Origin of the sequence: Brevibacterium sp. HMSC08F02 (assembly GCF_001807555.1) — a bacterium.
Classification (GTDB): domain Bacteria; phylum Actinomycetota; class Actinomycetes; order Actinomycetales; family Brevibacteriaceae; genus Brevibacterium; species Brevibacterium ravenspurgense.
On the sequence record NZ_KV789351.1, the window covers coordinates 72,594 to 99,038 of the forward strand.

Sequence of the window (26,445 nt, forward strand, 5' to 3'; positions counted from 1 at the left end):
AGCAACAAAAACACCCCTTAGCAGTGGTTGCTAAGGCGTGGATCCCGGCTAACGGGAGTCTGCCCACTGCTAACGGGTGGATTTGTTGCTGACGGGAGTTTTTCTGGTTGGCGACGGTTGCGCTGCCACCCAACGCACCCACGCCCAAACGCAGCTGCGCTGACAAGCGATTGCTTGCCGGCGCAGTGTGGCTAGGCGGGAGGTCACGGGCGGCTTATGCCCTCGAGGCCTACACCTCGTTCTACTGCTGGGGCCGCCATCCCACCACCGCCCCACGCCTTAGCAACAAAAACACCCCTTAGCAGCTACTGCTAAAGCGCAGATCCCGGCCAAAGGGAGTCTGCCCACGGCTAACGGGTGGATCTGTTGCTAACCGGTGTTTTTACCGTACGAAGCGTGCCCGGCTGGGCCAACACCTGCGGGGCTGGGCACCGCCCCACCTCAGGAAAATCACGAGGTGCCGCCCCGGCTGGAACCGGGCCTCCACCTCGTTCTACTGCTGGGGCAGCCATCCCAACACTGCCCCACGCTTTAGCAACAAAAACACCCCTTAGCAGTGGTTGCTAAAGCGCAGATCCCGGCCAAAGGGAGTCTGCATGCGGCTAACGGGTGGATCCGTTGCTAAGGGGTGTTTCTGCCGGTCGACGGGTGCGCTGGCACCCAACGCACCCGCACTCCAAACGCAGCTGCGCCGACAAGCGATTGCTTGCCGGCGCAGTGTGCCTTGGCGGGAGGTCACGGGCGGCTTATGCCCACGAGGCCTACACCCCACTCACTCCCATTCGATGGTGCCCGGGGGCTTCGAGGTGATGTCGAGGACGACGCGGTTGATTTCGTCGACTTCGTTGGTGATCCGGTTGGAGATCTTCGACAGCGTGTCGTAGGGCACGCGGGTCCAGTCGGCGGTCATGGCGTCTTCACTGGACACGGGGCGCAACACGACGGGGTGTCCGTAGGTGCGGCCGTCGCCGGCAACACCAACGGAGCGGACATCGGCCAGCAGCACAACGGGGCACTGCCAGATGGTGTCATCCAGACCTGCGGCGGTGAGTTCTTCGCGGGCAATGGCGTCGGCTTCGCGCAGAATGCTCAGACGCTCTTCGCTGACCGCGCCGACAATGCGGATGGCCAGGCCGGGGCCGGGGAACGGCTGACGGCCGACAATCACCTCGGGCAGACCGAGTTCACGGCCGACAGCCCGAACTTCGTCCTTGAACAGCGCACGCAGCGGTTCAACCAGCTCAAACTGGAGGTCGTCCGGCAGACCGCCGACGTTGTGGTGGCTCTTGATGTTCGCGGTACCCGATCCCCCACCGGATTCGACAACGTCCGGGTAGAGGGTGCCCTGCACCAGGAACTCGATGTTTTCGCCTTCGCCCTCCCGCGATTCCGCGACGAGTTCAGCGGCAGCCTGTTCGAAGGTGCGGATGAATTCGCGGCCGATGATCTTGCGCTTCTGTTCGGGATCTTCGACACCGTCGAGTTCGCCCAGGAACTTCTGGGAAGCATCGACCGTCACCAGGCGAACACCGGTTGCGGACACGTAGTCCTGTTCGACCTGTTCGCGTTCGTTCTTGCGCAGCAGGCCGTGGTCAACGAAGACGCAGGTGAGCTGGTCGCCGACCGCACGGTGGACAAGAGCTGCAGCAACGGCCGAGTCAACACCGCCGGACAGAGCGCAGATGACCTTCTTGGTGCCGATCTGTTCGCGGATGCGCGCGACCTGTTCGTCGATGATCGAATCGGCTGACCAGTCCGCCTTGAGCCCTGCGACCTTGAACAGGAAGTTCTCGATGGTCTGCTTGCCGTATTCGCTGTGCATGACCTCCGGGTGCCACTGCACACCGGCGAAACAGCGCTCGGTGTCTTCGATCGCAGCGATGGGAGCACCGGCGGTGCTGGCCAGAACCTTAAAGCCTTCGGGTGCGGTTTCAGCGGAGTCGCGGTGAGACATCCAGACGGTCTGTGCGGCAGGCAGACCGGCCAGCAGAGCGCCTTCTTCTGTCACTTCGAGTGCCGTGGAGCCGTATTCGCTGGCACCGGTGCGCGCTACGCGGCCGCCGAGTGCCTGCACCATGGTCTGGAAGCCGTAGCAGATGCCCAGCGTGGGCACGCCGAGGTCGAACACTTCCGGGTCGATCGACAGGGCATCTTCCGCGTTGACCGATGACGGTCCGCCGGAGAGCACAATGGCGACCGGCTTTTTGGCAGCGAATTCGGCAGCGGTTGCGGTGTGGGCAATGATTTCGGAGAACAGCCCGGCTTCGCGTACACGACGTGCGATCAGCTGCGCGGTCTGCGCACCGAAGTCGACGACGAGGACGGGGCGGGCGTCCGTACCTGTTTCGGGGGTCTGGGTCATGCTTCTATCCTAAGCGTTCGCAGAGGCGATCCTGCCGATGCAGGAGGTGGTCAGGCGGTGGTACTCGCAGTGGTCAGGCGGCTGATTTCGGCGCGACGACAACAGCGTCGTCGAGTTCCTTTTCGCCGCGGCGGTGGATTTTCGCTTCAACAATGAACGACATGACCGGAACAACACCGGCCAGCGCCAAGACGAGGAGGTTCTTCAGGCCCCACTTCATCTGCGAGTTCAGCCAGAAGCACACGATCAGGTAGGCCACGTAGCACCAGCCGTGTGCAATGGCGACGGCCGCGGCTGCGTTGAAGCTGCCGAAGGTCAGTGCTTCTGCCGGGTTGCCGCCCATCATGAGTCCCCAGATGAGGTACTTGAAGATCATCTCAATGGTGAGGATCAGCAGCATGACACCGGTGATGATCGCCATGATCCGGTAGAACCGCAGTGCGTTGCGGGCGGACTGCCAGCGGTTGAGGGTGAACACCGCATTGGGGTCGTCCTCGTTGAAGTCCGGGCGGCGGTCCAGGGGGTCACCGCCGTGTTGGGGATCGTTGCTCACTGGGGGTCTCCGTTCTTGGGAGTGCGGGGCAGCTTTTCGCCGGCGTCTTTGACGACCACGTATTCAACGGGCGCTTGGTCTTCCCGGCGGAGTGCATTGTATTCGTCGCGCAGCAGGCGGAACCAGATGTACACGGCGAAGACTGCGAACACGATCCATTCGAGCGCGTAGAACGCCGATTGGAGGTCAAAGCCTTCGTCTTGCGGTTCCTGGTAGGGAACATAGGACAGCTGGTCACCGCCGATGCCGACTTCCGGCTTTTCCTGCGGGAAGAGGAACGCGGAGTACGTGTAGACGTCGAAAAGGTTGACTATCTGCGAGGTGGAAACGGACCGGACTACTCCTTCGGGGAGGTCCTTGGTGTCCAGGGGCCCTTCGATGGGGGCTATGCGGGCATCAAGGGTGACATCCTTATCCGAGGCGGTGCTCGCCTTGGCTGTTTCGAGGTCTTCTGTCCAGCCGCGCACCACCGGAATGGCGGTGGGCTTGGAATCGATGTTGCCGGTGTCTGCGGCCTGGGCGTATTCGGGGTCGTCCGGGGCGAACATGGTGACGACCCAATAACCCTTGGTGCGGTTCAGGTAGCGGTCGTCGACGATGATCTGCTGATCCGGCAGGAAGTGCCCGCTGATGGTGACTCGCTGGTCGGCCAGGTAGCCCGGCATGGGCCCCTGGGCTTCCATGATGTCGTTGAAGGGCTTCGCCACCGCGAGTTCGGGGTTGTCGGCCCGCTGACTCTTGGACTGGGCGCGGTCAATCTGCCATGCGGACAGCATGACGAATGCGGTGACCAGCAGCAGGACGAGCGCCAGGAATCCCAGCCATCTGGGTTTCAGGGCAAGACGAAGCACGGAGCCCCTCAGCTTTCGGCGTCGACAACCACGTTGACGCGCTGGAAGGACTTGAGGTCCGTGTAGCCCGTCGTAGCCAGGGCACGGCGGAGGGCACCGGCGAGGTTGACTTCGCCGACTGCTGAATGGCCCGGCCCGTGGATGAGCTGTTCGAGCGGTGCGACGGTGCCCATGTGCACGCGACGGCCGCGTGGAAGTTCCGGGTGGTGGGCTTCTGCGCCCCAGTGGTAGCCCTGGCCGGGAGCTTCTTCTGCACGGGACAGTGCCGAACCGAGCATGACGGCGTCCGCGCCCATGGCGAAGGCCTTGACGATCGAACCGGTGGAGCCCAGTCCGCCGTCGGCGATCACGTGGACGTAGCGACCGCCGGATTCGTCCATGTAGTCGCGGCGGGCCGCCTGGACGTCGGCGATAGCGGTGGCCATGGGCACCTGGATGCCGAGCGTGTGGCGGGTGGTGGACGCGGCACCGCCGCCGAAGCCAACCAGAACACCGGCAGCACCGGTGCGCATGAGGTGCAGGGCGGGCGTGTAGGCGCTGACGCCGCCGACGATCACGGGGACGTCGAGTTCGTAGATGAACTGCTTGAGGTTGAGCGGATCGGTGGTGCTGGAGACGTGCTCTGCAGAAACCGTGGTCCCGCGGATGACGAAGAGGTCGACGCCTGCGTCGACAACCGTCTGGTAGAACTCCTGGGTTCGCTGCGGTGTGAGCGCACCGGCGACCGTCACACCGGCTTCGCGGATTTCAGCCAGGCGGGCCGTGATGAGTTCGGCCTTGATGGGTTCGCGGTAGATCTCCTGCATGCGCTCGGTGGCGCGCTGGTCGTCAAGCCCCGCGATTTCGTCAAGCAGCGGCTGGGGGTCTTCGTAGCGGGTCCACAGACCTTCGAGGTCGAGAACGCCGAGCATGCCCAGACGGCCAAGCGCAATGGCTGTTGCCGGGCTGACGACAGAGTCCATGGGAGCAGCCAGATAGGGCAGGTCGAACTGGAACGCGTCGATCTGCCATTGGAGCGAAACATCCCGAGGATCGCGGGTGCGCCGCGAAGGGATAACCGCTACGTCGTCAAGTGAATATGCCCTGCGTCCGCGCTTTCCGCGGCCGATTTCCAACTCTGTGCTCACGCGTCCCAGGGTACCCCAGGGCACTGACACGACTGCGGGCCGCCATGGTCGAAACCACAGCGGCCCGCACTCTGTCAGCCTTCTGCGAAGGCCAACCCCAAGCGCCATTCACGGTGCCCGCTCCCTCGGTAGGTATCAGACCCCAGGTGAGCGGCGCCTCGTGATTCAAAGCCAGCCCGTCAGGGCATGGGGGTTGTCCAGTCTTCGTAGACGTGGGCGCTGGCCCAGAAGTGCAGTTCGTACAGGCTGGCCTGTTCGAACACGGCCTTCATTTCGGCGCGCAGGGCCGGGGTGGCCTGTTCCATTTCGCGTTCGAGGATCGCAACCGCGCCGCGGGTGGATTCGTCGAATTCGGGGCTGTCGTACATGGTGATCCACGATGCGAAGGGGTGGCCCTCCAGGTTCGATCCGGCCTTCTTCATGAGCACCTTGCCGATGTGGGCGTACACCCAGAAGCACGGCAGGACACCGGCAACACCAACCTGGTAAGGGCGCAGAGCTGCGGTTGCCATGAGGAATGACACATAGCCCAGCGACGTGGGGCTGGCGATGACAGCTTCGGCGTCACGGCCTTCGTCGGAGCCGCGCTCACCGTGGCGCAGACCGCGAGTGCCCGCGGTTTCCTGCTGGATTTCCTTGACCAGCGGAGCGAAGACCTCGTCAGCGAAGACGGCTTCGTGGAGTTCGTTTTCGGCGACAACCGCTTCCGAGGTTGCCCCAGCCCAGAACTGCATGTCGTCGTTGCGGGAGGACTTGCCGGACAGCTGCGCCATGGCACGGCCGTAGCCGTCCAGGTAGACCTCGTCCTGCAGCAGGTAGTGGACGAACACCTTGGGATCGAGGCTGCCGTCTGAGAGCTGTTCGATGAAGGGCAGGGCTTCGATGTCCTTGATGATGGGCTCGACGTGTTCCCAAAGTTCACGGCTGTGGGGGCCGGCGATGAATTCGCTCATTGTGTCTCCTGACAGTCGTTTTTCAGTTGTTGTATTGCGGATGGCGTGGTTCTGCGGGCAGCGCTGCTGCCGGCAGCGCCGCTGTTGTCAGCGGGTGATGTTGACGATGTGGTCGACGGGCCCGTGCGCACCGTTGGGGTTCAGCGACAGCTGCCACTCGGCTGCACTGCCGATGGCGCGGGCCAGGTAGTCCAGTGCCGCGCCAACGGCGTCGCCCAGCTGCTCCCCTGTCGAGGCACCGGACGGGTCTTCGCCCGCCTGTGCCAGGGCGTGCCGGCGGTGGGCAACCTCAGCTGCGATGGCCGCCGACAGCGTGCAGCCGGTGCCGTGGGTGTTGGGGGAAAAGACGCGCGGGTGGCTGAATTCGCGCCACGCGATGTCGTCGCCTTCGGCAACCGCGAGGATGTCGGTGACGATGTCCTCTGCCCCGTGGCCGCCCTTGAGCAGCACGGCCTTCGGCCCCATTTTCAGCAGGCGCGCAGCCTGTTCGCGCATCTGTGCGGGACTGCCGGCTTCGGGTTCGTCGTCGCCCAGCAGGAGTGCTGCTTCCGGCAGGTTGGGGGTGATGAGCCCGGCCTGCGGCAGCAGAACCGTGCGCACCGCCTCGATGGCGTTCTCTGCCAGCAGCCGGTGCCCGGATGTGGCGACCATGACGGGGTCGACCACAAGGAATCCCAGACGGCCAGCCTCGGCGTAGTCGGCTGTTGTCTGCACGAGTTCGGGTGTGCCGAGCATGCCGGACTTGGTGGCATCAACGTAGATGTCGTCGACAACCGAATCGAACTGATCGATCACGAAGTCGTGGTCGATTTCGTAGATGCGGCTGACCCCGTGGGTGTTCTGTGCGACGAGAGCCGTGATGATGCTGGCCCCGTAGGCACCGCGCGCGGTGAAGGTTTTGAGGTCCGCCTGGATTCCCGCACCGCCGGACGGGTCAGTGCCGGCGATCGTGACGGCGACGGGAGGACGAGGGGCGGTTGCGGTCATGAGTTTTCTCCTGTGTAAGCCGTAAGGATGCTGCGCGCGGCCGCCGCTGGGTCGGGTGCGGTCATGATGGCTGACACGACGCAGATTCCCGCAGCACCCGTGCCGCGCAGGGCTGCCGCGTTGTGGTCTTTGATGCCGCCGATGGCAAAAGCGGGCAGGCCCGCCATTTCGGCGCGTTTCCGGAAACCGTCAGCGCCGATGGCGCTGCGACCGGTCTCCTTGGTCTGGGTTGCGTACACCGGACCGATGCCCAGCAGATCGACTTCCTGACTGCGGGCGCGTTCAAAGTGTTCGGGTTCTTGGGCTGAAACTCCCAGCAGCGGTTCCACACCGATGTGCTGGCGAACATCGTCTGCTGACATGTCGCCCTGACCCACGTGCACGTGGACTTTCCGGCCTTGCTCCAGCAGACGGGCGGCGACATCAACGCGATCATTGACGAAAACAGGGATCTCGGTGTCGATGCCGTGTTCCTCACGGGCCTGCTGAACAGCATCGAGCACGCTCACGGTGAGTTTTTCGAAGCCGGCGTCGTCAATGTGCTTATCGCGCACCTGCACAATGCCCACTCCCCCGGCAATTGCCTGGGCGACGGTGTCGGCGACTGTGCGGCCAACACTTTCGGCCATCGCCGTGTCGGTCACCAGGTAGAGGTCAGTGCTGTATTCGGACAGGCGGCCCAGTGGTGCGCTCATGCGGTTCCTCCTGTTGTCCACGTGGTCTGGATCCGGGCTAGGTCTTCAGGCCGGGCAGCGTAGAGGCCGTCGGGGAAGTGCGCGGCAAATGTGCCGGGCCCATTGGCTCTTTTGTGCGCTGACTGGGCGGCCGAGGTGAAGTGCAGGTGCGCTGTCGCTGCAGCCACGCCGGTGCTTACCTGCTGGCTGAGGTCCTGTGTTTGCGGAGTGTGGGCGGCCGCTGCCGCATAGGCGGCGGTGAGCGCTCCTAGCGAGCACCCCGTGCCGATGACGCTGGGCATATAGGGGCTGCCGCCGGTGATTGTCACGGTGTGCGTGCCGGAATCGTCGGCAAAGACAATGGCGTCGGACTCCCCGGAAACAGCGACGACGATGCCGGTCTGGGCGAGGCTTGCGGCTGCCCCGAGGGCGTCGTCAACTGAGTGTGTTGAGTCGGTTCCGCGGGCACTGCCGGACTGCTGTGCCAGACCGATGATTTCGGATGCGTTGCCGCGCACAACGGCCGGGCGGCTGTTCAGTGCGCGCACAATCCGGGAGGTGCGGTGCCCGGAGATCCCAAAGCCCACGGGGTCCAGAACCCACGGTTTACCGGCCTGGTTGAAGGTGTCGATGGCAGCGTCGGCTGACAGGTACTGGTGCGATGTTGGGGTGCCGAAGTTGATGAGCAGACCATCTGCAACGCCGGCGAAATCAGCGGCATCGGCTTCGTGGTCGATCATGGCGGGACTGGCACCCGCTGCCAAAAGCACATTCGCGGCGAACTGCTGAACAACCGTGTTCACAATGCAGTGCACTAAAGGCGTGCGCTCACGCAGAGACTCAAGCAGCGTGCCCGCATAGTCTTTGAGTTCCATGACATCCCTTCGCTGGTCCTAACCACACAGGTTCAACGGGTTAATCTCAGCCGCTGTATAACGGCACCCCGTGTCACTTCGCTCACCCTAACACCCACCACTGACACAAGCGCATGACGCAGAGCCACGGCACAGTCCCGCTCCCCCGCAGACCGGTCCGCAGACCAGCCGAGCAGACCAGCCCAGCAGGCCCGAGAACCGCGACCTCCACCTCGTGAGATAAACCCAGAAAAACAGCTGTGCACCCGGCCAGAGGCTCGGGCGCACAGCCGATATTCACAGCAGCAGCCGGTCAGGCTGCGACGGATCAGTGGTAGTTGGGGGCTTCCTGGGTGATCTGGATGTCGTGCGGGTGGCTTTCCTTCAGACCCGCGGTGGTCAGGCGCACAAACTGGCCCTTGTCCTTCAGTTCCGGAATCGAGCGGGCACCCACGTAGAACATGGTCTGGCGCAGGCCGCCGGTCAGCTGGTAGGCGACCTGGCGCAGCGGACCGCGGTAGGCCACGCGGCCCTCAATGCCTTCCGGCACGAGGTCGGTGTCAGTGGCGACATCAGCCTGGAAGTAGCGGTCCTTCGAGTATGACTTGCCCTTGCGCGGCGCCATTGCGCCCAGCGAACCCATACCGCGGTAAGCCTTGTACTGTTTGCCGTTGACCAGGACGAGTTCGCCGGGGCTTTCCTCACAGCCGGCCAGCAGTGAGCCGAGCATGACCGAATCAGCGCCGGCGACAAGAGCCTTGCCGATGTCACCCGAGTACTGCAGACCACCGTCGCCGATCACCGGCACTCCGGCTTCGCGGGCGGCCTGGTACGCCAGGTTGATTGCGGTGACCTGCGGGACGCCCACACCGGCGACAACGCGCGTGGTGCAGATGGAGCCCGGGCCCACACCCACCTTGATGGCGTCAGCGCCGGCGTCGATGAGTGCCTGAGCGCCCGCGCGGGTGGCCACATTGCCGCCGATGACCTGCACGTTCTTGAACGCCGGGTCTTTCTTCAGCGACTTGATCATGTCCGTCACACCGCGGGCGTGGCCATTGGCGGTGTCGACCACAAGCACGTCGACACCGGCTTCGGCCAGCAGGCCCGCGCGCTCAAAGGCATCGCCGTAGAAGCCGACCGCGGCACCGACGAGCAGGCGGCCTTCGCCGTCCTTCGAAGCGTCGGGGTATTCGTCGCGCTTGACGAAGTCCTTGACCGTGATGAGGCCCTGGATCTTGTTGTTTTCATCAACCAGCGGGAGCTTTTCGATCTTGTGTTCTGCCAGAAGTTCGTAGGCCTTTTCAGCCGAAACGTCATGCGGGGCGGTGATGAGCGGCATCTTGGTCATGATTTCGCCGACCGTGGTGGTGGCGAAGTCAGCGCGCGGCACAAAGCGGAGGTCGCGGTTGGTGATGATGCCGACCAGCGTGTCATCGTCATCAACCACCGGCAGGCCGGAAATGCGGTACTGGCCACACATGTAGTCGAGTTCTTCGAGCGACTTTTCGGCGGTGATCGTCACCGGGTCGGTGATCATGCCGGATTCGGAGCGCTTGACGTAGTCGACCTGGGCAGCCTGGTCTTCTTTCGACAGGTTGCGGTGAATGATGCCCAGACCGCCGAAGCGGGCCATGGCGATTGCCATGCGGGATTCCGTCACGGTGTCCATAGCGGCTGAGACCAGCGGAACCGCGATGTCGAGTTCGCGCGTCAGCCGGGTTTTCGTCGAAGCTTCCGACGGGATGACATCGGTGTCGCCCGGCAGCAGCAGGACGTCGTCATAGGTCAAGCCGGTAAGCGAAAACGGATCTTCTGCGTCTTTGAAATGCTGGTGAACCTCTGGCACGAGAACCCTTCCTCCGGTTGGACCGCTGCCGCCTGATGTGCGCGGGACATGTGCTTGACACGTGCCTGCCGTCCGCGGCTTTTTTCTGAACCTATCCTAAGGGGTTCGCGCACGCGTAAGCGGCGCGGGTTGGATGGTCATGTGGGCGGTGCGCTTGGTGCCGCTCACGCGCAGAATCAGCCGAAAGTATGACCCCAAGTTCAGCTTTCTGCGCGATGTGCAGAAAGTAGGAACGCGCGAGGCTGAAGGCATGCTGATTCTTGCGATTGTCCTCATTTCACTGGCACTGGTTTTCTACACGATCGGCGTGTGTGCCGAGCGGCTGAAGAAGACCCTCACCTGGCCGCACGTGGCCCTGTTCGGACTGGGTCTGCTATTCGATGCTTCCGGCACCGAGGTCATGCGCCGCATTGCCGCCGCAGGCAATTCGACAATGTCGAACGCCCCCGATGGTTCTCTCGCCCAGATCCTGTCGATCACCATGGCGATCACCGGCCTGATTGCGCTGATCCTCATGGCGGTGCACTTCTTCTGGGCGCTCATTGTGATGATCAAGGGCACCGAACGCGCCAAGGCCATCTTCCACAAGTTCTCCGTGACTGTGTGGGCCATCTGGCTGGTGCCCTACCTGACCGGAATGGTCTCCTCAATGGTCGCGTGAGCGTGCGGCTGACGAGGTGCAGGGCCGGCTGACGAGGTACCGGTCCGGCTTACGAGGCGCCGCTCACCACGCCGCTCTCACCGAGCCAGCCCCGTGGGCACGCTGAGTGGGAAGTTCGACTGGAACTCCCGCGCTTTCCCGCTGAGCGGATCAGTGAACTGCAGCCCGTCTGCCACCAGCTGCAGCGGATCGGAAAAGTCGTACGGGTCCGGCGCCCAGTCAGCCGGGTAGACGGGATCTCCCACCATCGGCACACCCAGCCCGTTGAGGTGTACGCGCAGCTGATGGGTTTTCCCAGTGACCGGCTCTAAGGCGAACTCGCCGATTGAGGTGAGCTCCGCCTCGTGATTTGGGAGTGAGGCTTCCGGCCCTACGACCGGTGCCGATTCCGGCGGGAGTCGGCGGGCAGCTCGCCCGCGGATTCCCTCGAACCGCAGCCGGGTTTCCGTGTTGGGCGCCCCGGGAATTTCAACCACTTGGCGATCGCCTTTGGTTTTGTGCAGGCGGGTGCGACGGACGGCCGGCAGAGTGTGGGGGTCGAAATCGTCCGGCAGCCAGGCGAGCGCCCGGTAGGTTTTGTGCACGCGGCGGTTTTGGAAGAGAACCTGGTAGGCGCCTCGGGTTTCGGGCCGGCGGGAGAACAGCAGCAGCCCGGCGGTCACGCGGTCCAGCCGGTGGACGGCCACCAGGTCGGGTTCGTTCAGTTCGATGCGCAGGCGGGTCACCGCGGATTGGCGGACAAAACGGCCGTTGGGTGTCGAGGCGAGGAAGTGCGGTTTGTCGACCACCACGATGTCGCGGTCTTCGTGGAGCACGGTGAGGGCGAACGGGACGGGATCTTCGTGCGGGACCGGACGGTGGAAGAAGTAGAAGCCGCCGGGCATGACGGGGTCGTCCGGGCCTGCGGGGCGGCCGGTTTCGTCGGTCAGGCAGCCGCCGTCCGGGTGTTCGGTGAGCCAGGCGCGGTCCTGGGGCGAATGGTCGGGGAACTCCTGGGCCAGCCAGGACTCGACCGTTTCTGGGACCGGCAGGTGGGCTTTTGCCGAGGTCTGCTTCCCACCGGGAGCGCGCAGGCGGGTTGCGCTGATCCCCTCACGAGGCGGAAGAGGACTTCGCATCGCAACCTCCTGGGGGCTCGGGGCGGGTTTGGCAGTGGGCACCTCCCCCATTCATACCCTTACCGGGCGGATATGAGAAAAGGGGGCGCGAAGTCGGCGTATTCACGATAAAGTCGACCGGGCCGGGATTTTATCGACAGGAGAAGCTGTGAAGCTCACCACCATGCTGCAGAACGTTGTTTCCGACCACGGGGACCGCATCGCGCTGGTCACTCCGTCAGAGCGTGTGACTTACGCGCAGCTGGACGATAGGGCACGACGGGCGGCTGCTGTGCTTGCCGCGCATCAGGTGTTTCCCGGCGATCGTATTGGCGTGATGACGCTCAACAGCGCTTCGGCTGTGTACACGCTGTTCGGCGCGTGGTACTTGGGTGCGATTCCCGTTCCTTTGGATCCGAAGATGGATTCGGATGACCTCGAAGCGGTCATCAGCCACGCGGGCATTGAGGTTGCTCTTGTTTCCGCAGAACTGTGGAAAGCCGCCAAACGCGTTGACCTGGGCATTGAGTGGATTGTGTCCGATGCCGGGCGCGGTGGCGCTGGCGCTGGCGCTGGTCGTGGTGGCCGTGGGGCTGGCCGTGGCGGTTCGGTGTTTGAAACTGCAGTTGATGCCGTCGATCCGTACACGGAAGCTGAATACGAAGACGCTGCGACCGCACTCATTCAGTACATCGATCTTGTTGATGGGATTCCACGGGGTGCTGTTTTCACCCACGCTGGCTTGGCCGAGGCGCAGCCTGCTGTTGCGCAGGCCATGGGGATTGACGGCTATGACGTTGTGCAGACCGCCTCACCCCTGTGGAACCCAGCGGTTCTGCACACGTCGATTCTGACGCCTCTGTCCTTGGGGGCTGCGGTCGTGCTGTCAGCTGATCCGCAGCCTGGCTCTGCAGCGGCCCTTGTGCAGAAAGCCGGTTCGACGGTTGTCACCGGCACCGAGGCCGCACTTCTTGCTTCTCTTCCCGGCGCGACGTCTGCTGGTTTTGCTCCGGGTGACATTGAGCGGATTTTTGTGCTCGGCGCTGTGTCGTCCCCGCGGGTGGGTGCTGAGATTGCGCGCGCCTACAGGGCTAAGCACTTCTTCGGCCTGTACTCCCCCGGTGCTGCCGCGGGTGTTGGTCTGCTGGTCACAGCCCAGGACATTGTGAAGGCTCCCGGGTCTGTGGGCTCTCCTGAGCAGGGCACCGGCATTGATGTCCGAGTTGCCGAAGGCACCGGCACCGCCATGGGCGGGGTCGCTCCTGACGAGGTGCCGGGCCGGGATTCGGCTGGTTCGGCTGGCGCTGGTTCAGCTGATGGTGAGGGTGCGCGTGGTGAACTGCAGCTGCGCGGTCCCGGCCTGCTGAAGAACTTTTGGCGCAATCCGATTGCGACCGCCGATTCGCATGACGGCGAATGGCTGCGCACCGGAGTTGCTGCCCGCGTTGATGCCGAAGGCCGGATTCACCTGGTCTGAGTGGCCGTCTTGCTGGGCTGCAGTCTTGCCTAGCTGGAGCCTGGTTCGTCAGCTGGGTTGCTGCAGCAGCCAGTCGAAGTCTTCCCGCATTTCCTTTTCCAGCCCGTGCGCTAGGGATTGAGCGAACGGCACGGTGAAGTGACCGTTGTCGTAGCTGGTCAGGATGTTACCGACCACCGCATCGCAGTTCTCCTTGCTGGGATCATCTATGGCGGGGCAGATGTATTCCTTCATGTCCAGGGAATAGGCACCCTCAGGAAGGTCTGTCTGCGGGTCTTCGTCGAGCCATTTCTTTTCGATGCCGCATTCCTGTGGTGCGCCGCCACCGGATATGCACCGAGGAATGTTCAGGTTGTCGTCTTTCGGTGCGGCTCGCATGAGCATCAGCTTCGCGCCGGTCTCGGTGATCTGCTCCCACCAGTCGGGGGCTCGGTCCAGGATGTACTCTTCATCCTCCTGTTCGTCCGTGCGGGAGCCCGATGTGACTACAAGGTCAACGTCGTTGTCATCGAGCCATTCGATGAGGTTTTCGTTGTACTTGCCGCACATTGAGTCTGGGGATGGTTCACCGCCCAAGGGGCAGCCGCCTTTGTCCAGTACGAGGACTTCCCAACCGTACTTCTTGGCGAGACTCTTGAATGTCGTCTCCCAATGGCCAGCGAAGGACCCACCGGCCAGAGCAATTGTTGCTGTCGGCTGCAACGGAGCTTCCTCATCCTCACAGACCAGAACTTCGTCAGTGCCCGGGTCATCACCCCACCGCTGTTCGCAGCCCTGCTGAAAGTAGGGCGCCACGAAGGCTCCAGCATCTTCAGGTGCCGGGAAAACATCTGCTTCGGGCAGCTCACGGTTGTCCTCCCAAAACGCAATGTCAGCACCGGGGTATGTATCCGAATCGAGGTCGTCGTATGCAGAGTGAGCTTCAACGTTCGAGTTCGTTTGGGTCAGCGGGGTGATGACAAGTGCGCCCACCAGCATTGCCGCAGCACCCGCGGAGATCATCGTCTTGTTGCGTTTGAACACTCCGCCGATGCGGGATGTTGATCGCGGGGCCAAGCGCTGTTCAACACCCCGGTAGGTCAGTGCAGCCAGAACGATTGCGATGACGCAGACGACCGCGGCTCCCCTGATGCCGGCGGCAGGCTGGTCTATGATGTTCAGGTAGAAGATGAGCACCGGCCAGTGCCACAGGTAGATGCCATAGGACCGGTCGGCAAACCACCGCACGGGGGCTGATGTGAGGAACCTCGAGGACGAGAACCTTTCTGCCGGGGTGCCGCTGAGGTCACCCGCGATCATCACGAGCAGCCATCCCACCAGCGGCCACAGCGCCCACGGGCCGGGGAACACCTGTCCGCCATCGAAGACAAAGCCGGTGGCCGCGATCATGACAAGACCAATCCACCCGGCAGCAAACCTCCACCTGGTGTTCAGCTGGATGCGGTCAAGAACAAGAGCCACAAGCCCGCCAAAGGCAAACTCCCACAGGCGGGTCCACGTCGACAGATACGCTTCGTCTTGCGCGTAGTGCCCCTGGATGATGGCCGACAGCAATGAGGCGACCAGTACGCCGGTGAGTGCTAGGGCGATTGTCTTCACGAAGCGCATGCGCCGAGTGGCACCTGCAATGATCGCCACGAGGGCAAAGCAAATTGGGAGTCCTACATAGAACTGTCCCTGTACGGATAGGGACCAGAAGTGCTGGTACAGCGAGGTCTGTGGGCCCGCTGCACCATAAGCCAGCTGTGAGCGGATGAGCTCAAAGTTCTCGACGTACAGAAGCGATGCCCGCGCTTCCGCGAATATCTGCCGGTGGTCGGTTTTCGGCACGATGAAGAAGGCAGCAACAGCCGTCACACCAATGACGAGGGCCGCGGGCACGAATATTCGTCTGAATAGTCGGCCGAAGTATTTTGTCAGGTTGATCCGGCCGGTGCTGTTCAGCTCCCGCAGGAGCATGCCAACGAAGAGAAAGCCGGTGATCGCCAGAAAGATGTCGATGCCGCCTGAGATTCGCCCTTGGCCGAACAGGTGGAAGAGCACAACGCCGAGCAGCGCAAGCCCGCGGACTCCGTGAAGCTCAGGACGGAATCTGCGTTCGGGGACACTCAGCATTGACGATACTCGCACCGGCGTATTCACAGCAGCGAACTTTCATCTCTACTCGACGTCTACAGCATGTCTCGACTTACTCGATTTTGGTAAAGGCTGAACGCCAATTCAATTACTCTGCCGGCTGCGAGTTGCAGACAAGTGAACTAACAGTTGCCACCTGGGATATTTGCGCGCCGTCCATTCGTTCAGCGGCGCTACTTCAGCAGCCAGTCAAAGTCCTTCTGCATCTCCTTTTCGAGCCCGCTCGCCAGGGACTGGGAGAACGGTGCCGTGAAATGACCGCGATCGTAGGTCGTCAAGATGTTTCCTACAACCGCGTCGCAGTTCTCCTTGCTGGGATCATTTATGGCGGGGCAGATGTATTCCGTCATGTCCATGGAATACGCCCCCTCAGGCAGGTCTGTCTGAGGGTCCTCTTTCAGCCATTTCTTCGGCAAACCGCATTCCTGCGGCGTGCCACCGTCGGAAAGGCACGGCGGGATGTTGTGGTCATCGTCCTGGGGTGCGGCCCGCATGAGCATTAGCTTCGTTCCCGTACCGGTGATCTGCTCCCACCAGTACGGGGCTCGGTCAAGAATGTATTCTTCGTCTTTTTTCGTGTCGATTCGGGACCCCGGAGCCACGACCAGATCAACGTGGTGTTCGTCCAGCCATTTAATGAGGTTTTTGTTGTACCTTCCGCAGGCCGTGTCCATGCTTTCTTCAGAGCCAAGTGGACACGAACCTTTGTCCAGAACGGTGACTTCCCAGCCATACTTCTTGGCGAGTGTGTTGAAAGCAGCTTGCCAGTGGCCTCCTAATGAAGCACCCGTCAGAACAATCTGCGCCGTTGGATGCGCGGGAGGGTCCTCGTCTTCACAAACCTTGACGACGTCTCCCCCTGGTTTGTCCCCTGGCTGCTGATGGCAACCACGGTGAATGTACGGTGATCTGAACTCGGATGCGTCTTCAGGGGCAGGAAACACATCTGCTTCGGGGAGCTTGCGATCTTCATCCCAAAACGCGATGTGAGCGCCCGGATACACGTTAGGGTCGAGATCTTCGTAAGCAGTGTTCACTTCACCCCGCGGCAGGGTCAATGGCGTGATGGCGAGGGCCCCCACCAGCATGGCTGCAACGCCTACCGGAATCATAGTCTTGTTGCGTTTGAACACTCCGCCTATGCGGGATGTCGACCGCGGGGCCAAGCGCTGCTCAACGACCTGATACGTCAGGGCCGCCAACACGACCGCAATAGCGAACACAACCGCAGCACCTTTAATGCCGACAGCAGAACGGTCCCTGATATTCAAATAGAAGATAAGAACAGGCCAATGCCACAGATAAATTCCGTAGGAGCGGTCAGCAAACCACCGCACTGGCCACGACTTCAGAAATCGCGATGACGAGAACCTATCCACCGGTGTGCCGCTGAGGTCTCCAGCCACCATAACGAGAAGCCACCCCAGCAGCGGCCACAGAGCCAAAGGGCCGGGGAAAACCTGTCCGCCATCGAAGACAAAGCCGGTGGCCGCGATCATGGCAAGACCAATCCACCCGGCGGCGAACCGCAAACCATTGCTCAGGTGAATGCGGTCAAGCACTAGGGCGACAAGCCCGCCGAAGGCAAACTCCCACAAACGGGTCCACGTGGACAGATACGCCTCGTCCTGAGCGTACGAGCCCTGAATAACAGCCCACAGCAACGAGACCACCAGAACACTGGACAGAGCAATGGCAATAGCCCGAACAAAGCGCGTTCCCCGAACTGTGCCGGCAATGATTGCCACTGCCACAAAGAAAAATGGCAACACTACATAGAACTGTCCCTGCACCGACAAGGACCAAAAGTGCTGGTACAACGACGTCTGGGGTCCCGCAGCACCATAAGCCAGCTGTGAGCGGATGAGCTCGAAGTTCTCAAAGTACAGAAGCGACGCACGTGCCTCGGTGAAAGCTTGACGATGATCGGCTTTCGGCAGGATGAAATACGAGGCAACAGCCGTGACACCGATGACCAGCGCGGCAGGTATGAATATTCGCCGGAATAGTCGGCCGAAGTACTTCGTCAGATTGACCTTGCCGGTGCTGTCGAACTCCCGCAGGAGCATGCCGACAAAGAGGAAACCGGTGACGGTCAGAAAGATGTCGATGCCGCCGGAAACGCGGCCCTGGCCAAACAGGTGGAAGAGCACAACACCCAACAGCGCAAGCCCACGGACACCGTGAAGCTCACGACGAAACCTGCGTTCGGGGATACCCAGTTTCGGAGACACACGCACCGTGGAACTCACTGCACCGAACTTTCATCTCTACTCGACGTCTACAGCATGCGCGGGCATGCTCGGTTCTCGTTATGGCTGAAAGCCAATTGGTCCACCCTCTCGACTTAAAGTTTCAGAAAAGTGAACGCACGGTTGCAGCGAGGGATAACTTCAGCTGGAAGCCGAGATCCACCTCGTTCTTCTTTCGAGCTGCCCCTGCCATTGGCACAAAAACTCCCGTTAGCAACAGAAACTCCCGTTAGCCGGACTGCTAATGGGAGTTTCTGTTGCTAACGGGTGGGCGACCCCAAAAACCAGCACGCAACTCGGCTTAAAAACGACGAAGGGCGGATGGAGAGTCTCCATCCGCCCTTCGTTCACTGAGCTCAAACCGAAGTGCGAGCCTCAGCTAGACGATCAGTCTTCTTCGTCTTCTTCCTGCTTCTCGACAACCAGCGATTCGGTGGTGAGAACCAGTGCTGCGATCGATGCTGCGTTGCGCAGTGCCGAACGGGTGACCTTGACCGGGTCGATCACGCCCTTGCCGATGAGGTCGCCGTATTCGCCGGTTGCGGCGTTGTAGCCCTGGCCGAGTTCGAGTTCTTCGACCTTGGACACAACGACGAAGCCGTCCTGTCCGGCGTTTTCGGCAATCCAGCGAAGCGGCTGACGCACAGCGCGGCGCACGATGTCAGCACCGGTGGCTGCGTCACCTTCGAGGCCGAGGCCTTCGGCTGCAGCGGATGCGTGCACGAGTGCGGTACCGCCACCAGCGACGATGCCTTCTTCGATGGCCGCGCGGGTTGCAGCGACTGCGTCTTCGACGCGGTGCTTGCGTTCCTTGAGCTCGACTTCGGTGGCTGCGCCGACCTTGATGACGGCAACGCCGCCGGCCAGCTTAGCCAGGCGTTCCTGCAGCTTTTCGCGGTCCCATTCGGAGTCGGTCTTTTCGACCTCAGCGCGAATCTGGGCGACGCGACCGGCAACAGCTTCGTCTGCTCCGCCGCCGTTGACGACCGTGGTGTTGTCCTTGGTCACGGTGACGGTGCGTGCGGTGCCGAGCTGTTCCAGGGTGGCCTGTTCGAGCTTCATGCCCATGTCCGGGGTGATGACTTCGCCGCCGGTGAGGACTGCGAGGTCTTCCAGGATTGCCTTGCGGCGGTCGCCGAAGCCGGGAGCCTTGACGGCAGCAACGTTGAGGATGCCGCGCATCTTGTTGACAACCAGCGTCGACAGGGCTTCGCCTTCGACGTCTTCGGCGATGATCAGCAGCGGCTTGGATGCCTGCTGAACCTTTTCGAGCACCGGCAGGAGGTCCTGGATGTTCGAGATCTTGCCCTGGTTGATGAGGATGTAGGGGTCCTCAAGCACTGCTTCCTGACGGTCTGCATCAGTGATGAAGTACGGCGACAGGTAGCCCTTGTCGAACTGCATGCCTTCGGTGAATTCGAGTTCAACCGCGGAGGCCTGCGATTCGTCAATCGTGATGACGCCGTCCTTGCCGACCTTGTCGAATGCGTCGGCGATGAGTTCGCCGATTTCTTCGGACTGTGCCGACAGTGCTGCGACGTGTGCGATTTCCTTGGAACCGGAAACGTCGCGAGCAATTTCGAGCAGGCGAGCTTCAACAGCTGCGACCGCTGCTTCGATGCCGGCCTTGAGCTGGCCGGGGGCTGCACCGGCGGCAACGTTGCGCAGGCCTTCGGACACGAGTGCCTGTGCGAGAACGGTTGCGGTGGTGGTGCCGTCACCTGCGACGTCGTTGGTCTTGGTGGCGACTTCCTTGGCCAGCTGTGCGCCGAGGTTTTCGTAGGAGTCGTTGAGTTCGACTTCGCGGGCGATGGTCACACCGTCGTTGGTGATGGTGGGTGCGCCCCACGCCTTGTCGAGGACGACGTTGCGGCCCTTGGGTCCCAGCGTCACTTTGACGGTGTCGGCCAGAACGTTGACGCCCTTTTCGAGTGCCTTGCGGGCTTCGTCGTCGAACAGAAGGGTCTTAGCCATGGTTCACTTCTCTTTCTGTAAGCCGTTGCCTGTACGGCAAGCGCCGCCTGTCAGGCGGCGGTTGCTGTGGTTGCGGAAGTGATCAGGCGATGACTGCGAGGACATCGCGAGCCGAGAGCACCAGGTACTCTGCGCCTGCGTACTTGACTTCGGTGCCGCCGTACTTGGAGTAGATGACCTTGTCGCCGACTTCGACGTCGACGGGCACGCGGGTGCCGTTTTCGGCAACGCGACCCGGTCCGACTGCGACGACTTCGCCTTCCTGCGGCTTTTCCTTGGCGGTGTCCGGGATGACGAGGCCGGAGGCAGTGGTCTGTTCGGCTTCGACCTGACGGACGACGATCCTGTCTTCAAGCGGCTTGATGTTCACCGACATGGAGGAAACTCCTTCGATCAGTTGTATGAAGGTTGCTGTGTTCAACTTGAGCGGAGGGGACAGCTGGGGCGCTGTCTTCTGACCATGCGCCGCCTGCTTTGGTCTGTTTCCTGCCGTCGTCGCGGGTGCCGGCTGGAACGGTCCTTGACGAGTGCGGTGTGCTGAGGTTTTCGGCTGAGCCCTGTGCTCAGCTCATTGTTCAGCGATTAGCACTCGCACCACTCAGGTGCTAATTCAGACTGTAGTCCGCGTCTGGCACTCGGTCAAGCGGAGTGCTAAACCAACGCGCCTGGCGGCACGCTGACTGCCCAGCTGGCAGCCAATACACGCGCCAGATTCGAAGTCAGCTCAGGCCCACTCCCCGATGGCCCGCAGCGCGTTGGCGGTGGTGGTGTTCGCGATGTGCTCTTCAGATACTCCGCGAACTTCGGCCAGCTTGCGCGCGTTGAGTGCAGCGAGGTAGGGCCCGCCGGGCTTGCCGCGGTGTGGGTGGGGTGTGAGGAACGGTGCGTCGGTTTCAGTCAGCAGGAGTTCGTCCGGCACGACCGCCGCGGCTTCGCGCAGCCCGGCAGCGTTTTTGAACGTGATGTTGCCGGCAAAGGACATGAAGTATCCGCGGCGAGCGCATTCTTCGGCCATGTCAACGTCCCCGGAGAAGCAGTGGAGGATGGTGACGTCTGGCGCACCGACTTCGGCCAGGGTGTCGAGGACATCCTGGTGGGCTTCGCGGTCGTGAATCTGCAGGGCGAGGCCGCGGCGCTTGGCGATTTCGATGTGCGCGCGGAAGGATTCCTTCTGCGCGTCCATGTCGGCGCTGTCGGATGCGTCGGTGCGGAAGTAGTCGAGCCCGGTTTCGCCGACGACCCGCACGCGTTCGCGCCCGGCGAGTTCGTCGATTTCGGCCAGGGCTTCGTCCAGCTGCCCTGCGCGGGCAAGCGTGGGAGCTTCGTTGGGATGCAGAGCGACTCCACCCAGCAGCCAGGGCCTTCCATCCTCGGCTTCGGATGCCACGATGTCGGCTGTCCAGCGGGCGGCCGGCAGGTTGCATCCGATCTGGACTACTCGTTCGATGCCGGCCGCCATGGCCGATTCGTAGAAGAACGACAGCGGCGGAAACTGTTCGTCTTCGCCGGGCACGACGTCTTCTGCGATGACTTCGCCGGCCTTCAGCGGCAAGCGCACGCCGGTGCAGATGTCCAGGTGGGTGTGGGAGTCAACACCGGGCGCTGCCAATCGTTCGGGTACGTCCGGGTACTCTCCCGCTGCGCGTGAGGCCACGCTTATCAGTCCTCCGGTTCGACGTATTTGGGGAACACGGGTTCGGGTTTGGGAAGCTCGGTGCCGCCTGCCAGGCGTTCATCCAGAGCGGCGAAGCTGCGCGGGTCGCCGGCTTCGATGTTGTGTGCACCCGCTTCAGCCTTTCCGGCTTCCACACCCAGAAGGTCAAGGACCTTGGATGCGGATTCGGGCATGATCGGCTGAACCAGGATGGTTACGCGGCGCAGAACTTCAAGCGTTGTGTAGAGAACAACCGCCATGCGGCGTTCGTCGGTCTTGCGCAGCTTCCACGGTTCCTGTGCCGAGAAGTAGCGGTTGGCGGCCTCAAGAACCCGCCACAGGGCACCTACGTAGCGGTGCAGTTCCTGCAGGTCGACTTCCGAACGCGCCTTTTCGAGCAGAGCAGCGGCGGCATCCAGGAGCTCGCGGTCGTCGTCAGTGAATTCGTCATCAGAAACGTCTGGCACAACACCGCCGAGGTTCTTCGCGACCATCGAAAGTGAACGCTGCGCAAGGTTGCCGTACTCGTTGGCGAGGTCTGCGTTCTTACGCGAAATGATGCCTTCGGCGGAGTACGAACCGTCCTGGCCGTAGGAGATTTCCCGCAGCACAAAGTAACGCAGGGTGTCCAGGCCGAAGCTGTCGATGAGGTCGTAGGGGTCGACCACGTTGCCGATCGACTTGGACATCTTTTCGCCCTTGTTGAACAGGAAGCCGTGCGCGTGGACGCGCTTGGGCAGTTCAACACCTGCGCTCATAAGGAATGCCGGCCAGTAGACGGAGTGGAAGCGCAGGATGTCCTTGCCGATGATGTGCACGTCGGCCGGCCAGAATTCGCGGAACGATTCAGATTCGACATCCGGGTATCCCACACCGGTGAGGTAGTTGGTCAGCGCGTCGACCCACACGTACATGACGTGCTTGTCGTTGCCCGGAACAGGCACGCCCCAGTCAAACGTGGTACGCGAAATCGAAAGGTCCTGCAGTCCCTGCGATACGAACCCGATGACTTCGTTGCGGCGCGTATCCGGGCCGACGAATTCAGGGTGCTCTTCGTAGAGCTTGAGCAGTTTGTCCTGATAGGCCGACAGGCGGAAGAAGTAGGACTCTTCTTCTGTCCACTCGACTTCCGTGCCGGTGCCCACTGAAACGCGTGTGCCGTCTTCGCGCACCGCGGTTTCATCGTCTGCGTAGTAGGCCTCGTCCCGCACGGAATACCAGCCGGCGTACTTGTCGAGGTAGATGTCGCCGGCGTCGACCATCTTCTGCCAGATGAACTGGCTGGCTTTGATGTGGTCTTCGTCCGTGGTGCGGATGAATCGGTCGTAGCTGCTGTTGAGGTCGTCGTGAAGCTTCTTGAACTTCGCAGCGTTGAGGTCGGCGAGTTCGCGGGTGCTGATGCCCTCTTTCTGAGCTGTCTGCTGCATTTTCAGACCGTGTTCATCAGTGCCGGTCATGAAGAATGTGTTTTCGCCGTCCAGGCGCTTGAACCGCGCGATCGTGTCCGATGCGATGTATTCGTAGGCGTGGCCGATGTGCGGCTGGCCGTTGGGGTAGGCGATCGCCGTGGTCATGTAGAAGCTCATGTGGCACAGTCTACGGCCGGGCACTGACATGACGAGGCGCCGCCCACCATCCGAACCGGCACCTGACTTTCACTGGGGTCAGGCTCCGGCCCCGGGTCACTCCCTGTGCAGGTACGCCTCGTAGACTTCGCGGGTCTTCAGCCCCGCGGTTTTGGCGACCTGTGCTGCTGCGTCCTTGCCGCGCATGCCCTGGGTGACGAGTTCAGACACCCTCTCCAGCACGTCCTCCGGCTCTACACCCGGACCATCGGTGCCGGAAACGACCAGGGCGATTTCACCTCGTACGCCGTCGGCAATGTCGAGCAGCACATCCGCGGCGCGACCGCGGATGACCTCTTCGTGCAGTTTGGTGAGTTCTCGGCACAGTGCGATTCTGCGGTCGTGGCCGAACACCTCGACGATGGCTTCGACCGACTGGACGATCCGGTGCGGGGCTTCGTAGAAGACCATGGTGCGCTCTTCGCGTTCCAGTGACTGCAGCAGGGCGCGGCGTTTGCCGGATTTGCGCGGTAGGAAGCCTTCGAAGGTGAAGCGGTCGGTGGGCAGGCCCGACAGCGCCAGCGCGGTTGTCACAGCGGTGGGACCGGGTGCACTGGTTACGGGCAGTCCGCGGTCGGATACGGCTTTGACCACGTGGTAGCCGGGGTCGGAAACACCGGGCATGCCGGCGTCGGTGAGCAGCACGACGCGCATTCCGGAATCGACGGCGTCGGCGATTCTTTCGGCGCGGGACTGTTCGTTGTGGTCGAACAGGCTCATGATTTTGGCTGTGTGCTGGACTTCGAGCCGTTCGGCTAAATCGAGAAATCGGCGGGTGTCTTCAGCCGCAATGAGGTCGGCGGCGGCTATTTCTTCGCGCATGCGCGGCGATGCGTCCCCGAGGTTGCCCAACGGCGTCCCCACGAGCACGAGGGCAGCGCGGTCTGAGCTGTCAGTCACGGTCGTGTCCTTTTGTTCTGGAAGTGCCGAGGTGTTGGGGGAGGTGCTGAGGTGCCCGCCGGTCAGCGGCCCAAGCGCGGTTCGGCGCGGGGCAGGTTCCGAAAGCTGGGGGTCAGGATCCTGCGAAGGCACCGAAGCCGATGAGAACGCCGAAGATCGCGAGGAAGCCCAGCATGAGCAGCACAAAGATTGCAGTGCCCAGGTAGCCGCAGATCAGTCCGCCGATGGCCAAGCCTCGGCCCTGTTCGCCCGTCTTCTTGATCTGGGAAAGCGAAATGTGTCCCAGCACGATGCCGACCAGCATGCCCAGGAACAGCGGGCTGAAAGCCCAGCCGAGAACGAATCCGACAAGAGAACTGACCAGCGATCCGATTGCCATGCCGTTGGTGCCCGGTTGCTGATAGTACCCAGTCGGCTGTCCGTAGGGCTGGCCGTACACCTGCCCGTACTGCTGGCCATAGGGCTGCCCGTAGGACTGACCCTGGTAGCCGTAGGCCTGGCCTTGGTAGCCGCTGTTGTCAGGCTGTGAATACGGCTGAAGACTGCCCTGCGGCTGTTCCTCAGGCGGCTGGGGAATATACGAGCTGGACACTGCGGCTCCTCGAAGATCGGGGTGCGTACGCGCCCAGTGTAGCCCCGCCGGTACCGCCGCTGTCAGTTCAGCCGTGTCAGTGCCTCCATCTAGACTGGCGCCGTGAGTTCATTGGCATCGGGTACGCGCAGCAGCGCCGGAGCACAGCGCATCCGGACAACCGGGCTGCGCGCTTGCGTGCCGCAGAACCCTGCGCTGACGTCCGTGTGGGGCTGGGTGTGGCCGATGCTGATTGCCGCTGTCGGCGGATTTCTGCGCATGCTGCGCTTGGACCATCCGCGCGAACTCGTTTTTGACGAAACCTATTACGCCAAGGACGCCTACTCGATTGCCCATCACGGGGTTGAACTCAAATGGGCTGAGGACGCCAACCCCAAATTCGCCGCCGGCGATTTCTCGGCGCTGACCGATGACCCTTCGTATGTTGTCCATCCGCCGCTGGGCAAATGGATGCTCGGGGCCGGTCAGCTGCTTTTCGGCGACGGCACCAATCCTTTTGGCTGGCGCTTTACGGCAGCGCTCATCGGCACCATCAGCATTGTGATCATCGCCCGCATTGCCATCCGCATGTTCGGTTCGGTGTGGCTGGGTGCAGCGGCCGCCCTGCTGTTGGCAGCTGACGGGCAGCATTTTGTCCATTCGCGCACGGGCCTGCTGGACATTTTCGTCATGTTCTTTGTGCTCATCGCGTTCTTGCTGCTGCTCATTGACCGCGACGACGCCCGCCAGAAGATCCTGCAGCGCACAGGTCCTAGTGTCGACAAGCAGCACACGGGCTCCAAACCGTGGTTCATGCCGGCTTCTTTCGGCCCGTCCCTGGGGCTTCGCCCGTGGCGGCTGGCCGGCGGCATTGCTTTAGGTCTTGCCTGCGGCGTCAAATGGAACGGCCTGTACGCGCTGGCTGTTTTCGGCATCATGATTGTGCTGTGGGATGTCGCCAACCGTCGCGCGGCAGGCATCCGCCGCCCGTGGCTTGCCGCGCTCGGCAAAGACTCCGTGCCTGCGTTCATGTCGCTTGTCCCGGTGGCAGGCATCGTGTACCTGCTGTGCTGGACGGGGTGGATCCTCAGCCCCAAGGGCTGGGACCGCAGCTGGGCGGCTGAGAACAGCGGCTGGTGGGATTTCCTGCCTGACTGGATGGTCAGCCTTGCGCACTATCACTACACCGCCTACACCTTCCACGTCGGCCTCGACAAACCGCACACCTACATGTCCAACCCGTGGGGCTGGCCTGTGCAGTGGCGCCCCACCAGCTTCTACTACCGTTCCTACGGTCTTGGTGAGCACGGCTGCACGGTTGAGAAGTGCTCGGCTGCGATTCTCTCCGTGGGCAACCCCGTGGTGTGGGGCCTGGGAACCGTGGCTCTCGTCGTTGTTCTGCTGGCCTGGGTGCTGCACCGCGACTGGCGGGCCGGCGCGATCCTCGCCGGGCTTGCCGCAGTGTGGCTGCCGTGGTTCAACTACCAGCACCGAACAATCTTCACCTTCTACACCATCGTCATGGTGCCGTTCATTGTTCTTGCACTCGTCTACGCGCTCGGCATTGTGTGGGGAACAGCCACCGGCAGCACATCAGCACGGTCATTGCGGGCCCGCCGCCTGGCAGTCGCTGCGATCCTCGCAGCAGCGGTCCTCGTGTTCGCCTTCTACTACCCCATCTGGACGGGCACCACGATTCCCTACGATTCCTGGCGCATGCGCATGCTCAACCCCACCTGGATCTGACCGACCGAGCACCCAACACCAGCACGACCGCGCACCACAGCTGAGCCTCACCTCGGCAGCCTGCCCACCCAGGAACCTCCTCCGATTTCGAACAAAGGTTAATCGGAATCTATCTGTCGCGTAGCTTCGATTTAAGATTCCG

General features: G+C 62.3%; 21 protein-coding genes and 1 riboswitch. Of the genes, 3 read left to right on the forward strand and 18 right to left on the reverse strand.

Annotated elements, in window-relative coordinates:
• Positions 1-772: 772 nt before the first annotated feature.
• From guaA to guaB, 9 genes are all read right to left on the reverse strand, one after another.
• A complete protein-coding gene (guaA, locus tag HMPREF3172_RS04265) occupies positions 773-2,362 on the reverse strand; it encodes a glutamine-hydrolyzing GMP synthase (RefSeq protein ID WP_070428055.1) in 1,590 nt (529 codons plus the stop codon).
• A 73-nt stretch (positions 2,363-2,435) separates the two neighbouring features.
• Positions 2,436-2,915, reverse strand: a complete 480-nt coding sequence (locus HMPREF3172_RS04270) for a DUF3817 domain-containing protein (RefSeq protein ID WP_062020397.1) — start codon at positions 2,913-2,915, stop codon at positions 2,436-2,438.
• Entirely contained in the window at positions 2,912-3,766 is an 855-nt protein-coding gene (locus HMPREF3172_RS04275) for an SURF1 family protein (protein ID WP_070515697.1), read from the reverse strand. The genes HMPREF3172_RS04270 and HMPREF3172_RS04275 overlap by 4 nt, the downstream gene beginning before the upstream one ends.
• Positions 3,767-3,774: 8 nt before the next feature.
• Complete coding sequence (locus HMPREF3172_RS04280; protein WP_070428057.1) at positions 3,775-4,893, reverse strand: GuaB3 family IMP dehydrogenase-related protein; 1,119 nt, start codon at positions 4,891-4,893, stop codon at positions 3,775-3,777.
• A 179-nt stretch (positions 4,894-5,072) separates the two neighbouring features.
• Complete coding sequence (locus HMPREF3172_RS04285) at positions 5,073-5,846, reverse strand: TenA family protein (protein WP_061941898.1); 774 nt, start codon at positions 5,844-5,846, stop codon at positions 5,073-5,075.
• A gap of 87 nt (positions 5,847-5,933) precedes the next feature.
• The gene (thiD, locus tag HMPREF3172_RS04290) at positions 5,934-6,833 is read right to left on the reverse strand and encodes a bifunctional hydroxymethylpyrimidine kinase/phosphomethylpyrimidine kinase (protein WP_070515699.1); all 900 of its coding nucleotides are present in this window, start codon (positions 6,831-6,833) and stop codon (positions 5,934-5,936) included.
• Entirely contained in the window at positions 6,830-7,528 is a 699-nt protein-coding gene (gene thiE, locus HMPREF3172_RS04295; protein ID WP_070515702.1) for a thiamine phosphate synthase, read from the reverse strand. Before thiE ends, thiD begins: the two co-directional genes overlap by 4 nt.
• Positions 7,525-8,382 (reverse strand): hydroxyethylthiazole kinase, encoded by an 858-nt coding sequence (gene thiM / locus HMPREF3172_RS04300; protein WP_070515703.1) that lies wholly within the window; start codon positions 8,380-8,382, stop codon positions 7,525-7,527. The genes thiE and thiM overlap by 4 nt, the downstream gene beginning before the upstream one ends.
• Positions 8,370-8,463, reverse strand: a riboswitch (TPP riboswitch). Its footprint overlaps the gene before it by 13 nt.
• A 226-nt stretch (positions 8,464-8,689) precedes the next feature.
• Positions 8,690-10,210 (reverse strand): IMP dehydrogenase, encoded by a 1,521-nt coding sequence (gene guaB / locus HMPREF3172_RS04305; RefSeq protein WP_070515706.1) that lies wholly within the window; start codon positions 10,208-10,210, stop codon positions 8,690-8,692.
• 250 nt (positions 10,211-10,460) lie between these two features.
• Between guaB and HMPREF3172_RS04310 the strand changes: the two genes are divergently transcribed.
• Complete coding sequence (locus HMPREF3172_RS04310) at positions 10,461-10,871, forward strand: HsmA family protein (RefSeq protein ID WP_070515821.1); 411 nt, start codon at positions 10,461-10,463, stop codon at positions 10,869-10,871.
• Between the two features lie 77 nt (positions 10,872-10,948).
• Here the strand turns inward: HMPREF3172_RS04310 and HMPREF3172_RS04315 are convergent, their stop codons facing one another.
• Complete coding sequence (locus HMPREF3172_RS04315) at positions 10,949-11,989, reverse strand: pseudouridine synthase (protein WP_070515708.1); 1,041 nt, start codon at positions 11,987-11,989, stop codon at positions 10,949-10,951.
• Positions 11,990-12,137: 148 nt separating this feature from the next.
• Between HMPREF3172_RS04315 and HMPREF3172_RS04320 the strand changes: the two genes are divergently transcribed.
• The gene (locus tag HMPREF3172_RS04320) at positions 12,138-13,445 is read left to right on the forward strand and encodes an AMP-binding protein (RefSeq protein ID WP_070515710.1); all 1,308 of its coding nucleotides are present in this window, start codon (positions 12,138-12,140) and stop codon (positions 13,443-13,445) included.
• Positions 13,446-13,493: 48 nt separating this feature from the next.
• Here HMPREF3172_RS04320 and HMPREF3172_RS04325 read toward each other — a convergent pair whose 3' ends face one another.
• From HMPREF3172_RS04325 to HMPREF3172_RS10745, 8 genes are all read right to left on the reverse strand, one after another.
• Positions 13,494-15,560, reverse strand: coding sequence for an acyltransferase family protein (locus HMPREF3172_RS04325; RefSeq protein ID WP_070515712.1), 2,067 nt, complete (start codon positions 15,558-15,560; stop codon positions 13,494-13,496).
• 194 nt (positions 15,561-15,754) lie between these two features.
• A complete protein-coding gene (locus HMPREF3172_RS04330) occupies positions 15,755-17,833 on the reverse strand; it encodes an acyltransferase family protein (RefSeq protein WP_083281404.1) in 2,079 nt (692 codons plus the stop codon).
• Positions 17,834-18,220: 387 nt separating this feature from the next.
• Complete coding sequence (gene groL / locus HMPREF3172_RS04335; RefSeq protein WP_070515716.1) at positions 18,221-19,807, reverse strand: chaperonin GroEL; 1,587 nt, start codon at positions 19,805-19,807, stop codon at positions 18,221-18,223.
• 82 nt (positions 19,808-19,889) lie between these two features.
• Entirely contained in the window at positions 19,890-20,183 is a 294-nt protein-coding gene (gene groES / locus HMPREF3172_RS04340; protein WP_019176058.1) for a co-chaperone GroES, read from the reverse strand.
• Positions 20,184-20,531: 348 nt separating this feature from the next.
• Positions 20,532-21,461, reverse strand: coding sequence for a TatD family hydrolase (locus HMPREF3172_RS04345; RefSeq protein WP_070515718.1), 930 nt, complete (start codon positions 21,459-21,461; stop codon positions 20,532-20,534).
• A 5-nt stretch (positions 21,462-21,466) separates the two neighbouring features.
• Positions 21,467-23,047: a methionine--tRNA ligase gene (gene metG, locus HMPREF3172_RS04350; RefSeq protein WP_070515720.1), complete on the reverse strand. Its 1,581-nt coding sequence runs from the start codon at positions 23,045-23,047 to the stop codon at positions 21,467-21,469.
• 96 nt (positions 23,048-23,143) lie between these two features.
• Positions 23,144-23,986, reverse strand: a complete 843-nt coding sequence (gene rsmI, locus HMPREF3172_RS04355) for a 16S rRNA (cytidine(1402)-2'-O)-methyltransferase (protein WP_062020423.1) — start codon at positions 23,984-23,986, stop codon at positions 23,144-23,146.
• A gap of 112 nt (positions 23,987-24,098) precedes the next feature.
• The gene (locus tag HMPREF3172_RS10745; protein WP_070515722.1) at positions 24,099-24,578 is read right to left on the reverse strand and encodes a DUF4190 domain-containing protein; all 480 of its coding nucleotides are present in this window, start codon (positions 24,576-24,578) and stop codon (positions 24,099-24,101) included.
• A 102-nt stretch (positions 24,579-24,680) separates the two neighbouring features.
• On the opposite strand from HMPREF3172_RS10745, the gene HMPREF3172_RS04365 reads away from it, so the two are divergent.
• Positions 24,681-26,303 (forward strand): dolichyl-phosphate-mannose--protein mannosyltransferase, encoded by a 1,623-nt coding sequence (locus tag HMPREF3172_RS04365; protein ID WP_256173184.1) that lies wholly within the window; start codon positions 24,681-24,683, stop codon positions 26,301-26,303.
• Positions 26,304-26,445: the final 142 nt, after the last annotated feature.

Coding starts and splice junctions, on each gene's coding strand:
- guaA (WP_070428055.1), bottom strand. CDS start 2,362: ATGACCCAGACCCCCGAAACAGGTACGGACGCCCGCCCCGTCCTCGTC.
- HMPREF3172_RS04285 (WP_061941898.1), bottom strand. CDS start 5,846: ATGAGCGAATTCATCGCCGGCCCCCACAGCCGTGAACTTTGGGAACAC.
- thiD (WP_070515699.1), bottom strand. CDS start 6,833: ATGACCGCAACCGCCCCTCGTCCTCCCGTCGCCGTCACGATCGCCGGC.
- thiE (WP_070515702.1), bottom strand. CDS start 7,528: ATGAGCGCACCACTGGGCCGCCTGTCCGAATACAGCACTGACCTCTAC.
- thiM (WP_070515703.1), bottom strand. CDS start 8,382: ATGGAACTCAAAGACTATGCGGGCACGCTGCTTGAGTCTCTGCGTGAG.
- HMPREF3172_RS04310 (WP_070515821.1), top strand. CDS start 10,461: ATGCTGATTCTTGCGATTGTCCTCATTTCACTGGCACTGGTTTTCTAC.
- HMPREF3172_RS04315 (WP_070515708.1), bottom strand. CDS start 11,989: ATGCGAAGTCCTCTTCCGCCTCGTGAGGGGATCAGCGCAACCCGCCTG.
- HMPREF3172_RS04325 (WP_070515712.1), bottom strand. CDS start 15,560: ATGCTGAGTGTCCCCGAACGCAGATTCCGTCCTGAGCTTCACGGAGTC.
- groL (WP_070515716.1), bottom strand. CDS start 19,807: ATGGCTAAGACCCTTCTGTTCGACGACGAAGCCCGCAAGGCACTCGAA.
- groES (WP_019176058.1), bottom strand. CDS start 20,183: ATGTCGGTGAACATCAAGCCGCTTGAAGACAGGATCGTCGTCCGTCAG.
- metG (WP_070515720.1), bottom strand. CDS start 23,047: ATGAGCTTCTACATGACCACGGCGATCGCCTACCCCAACGGCCAGCCG.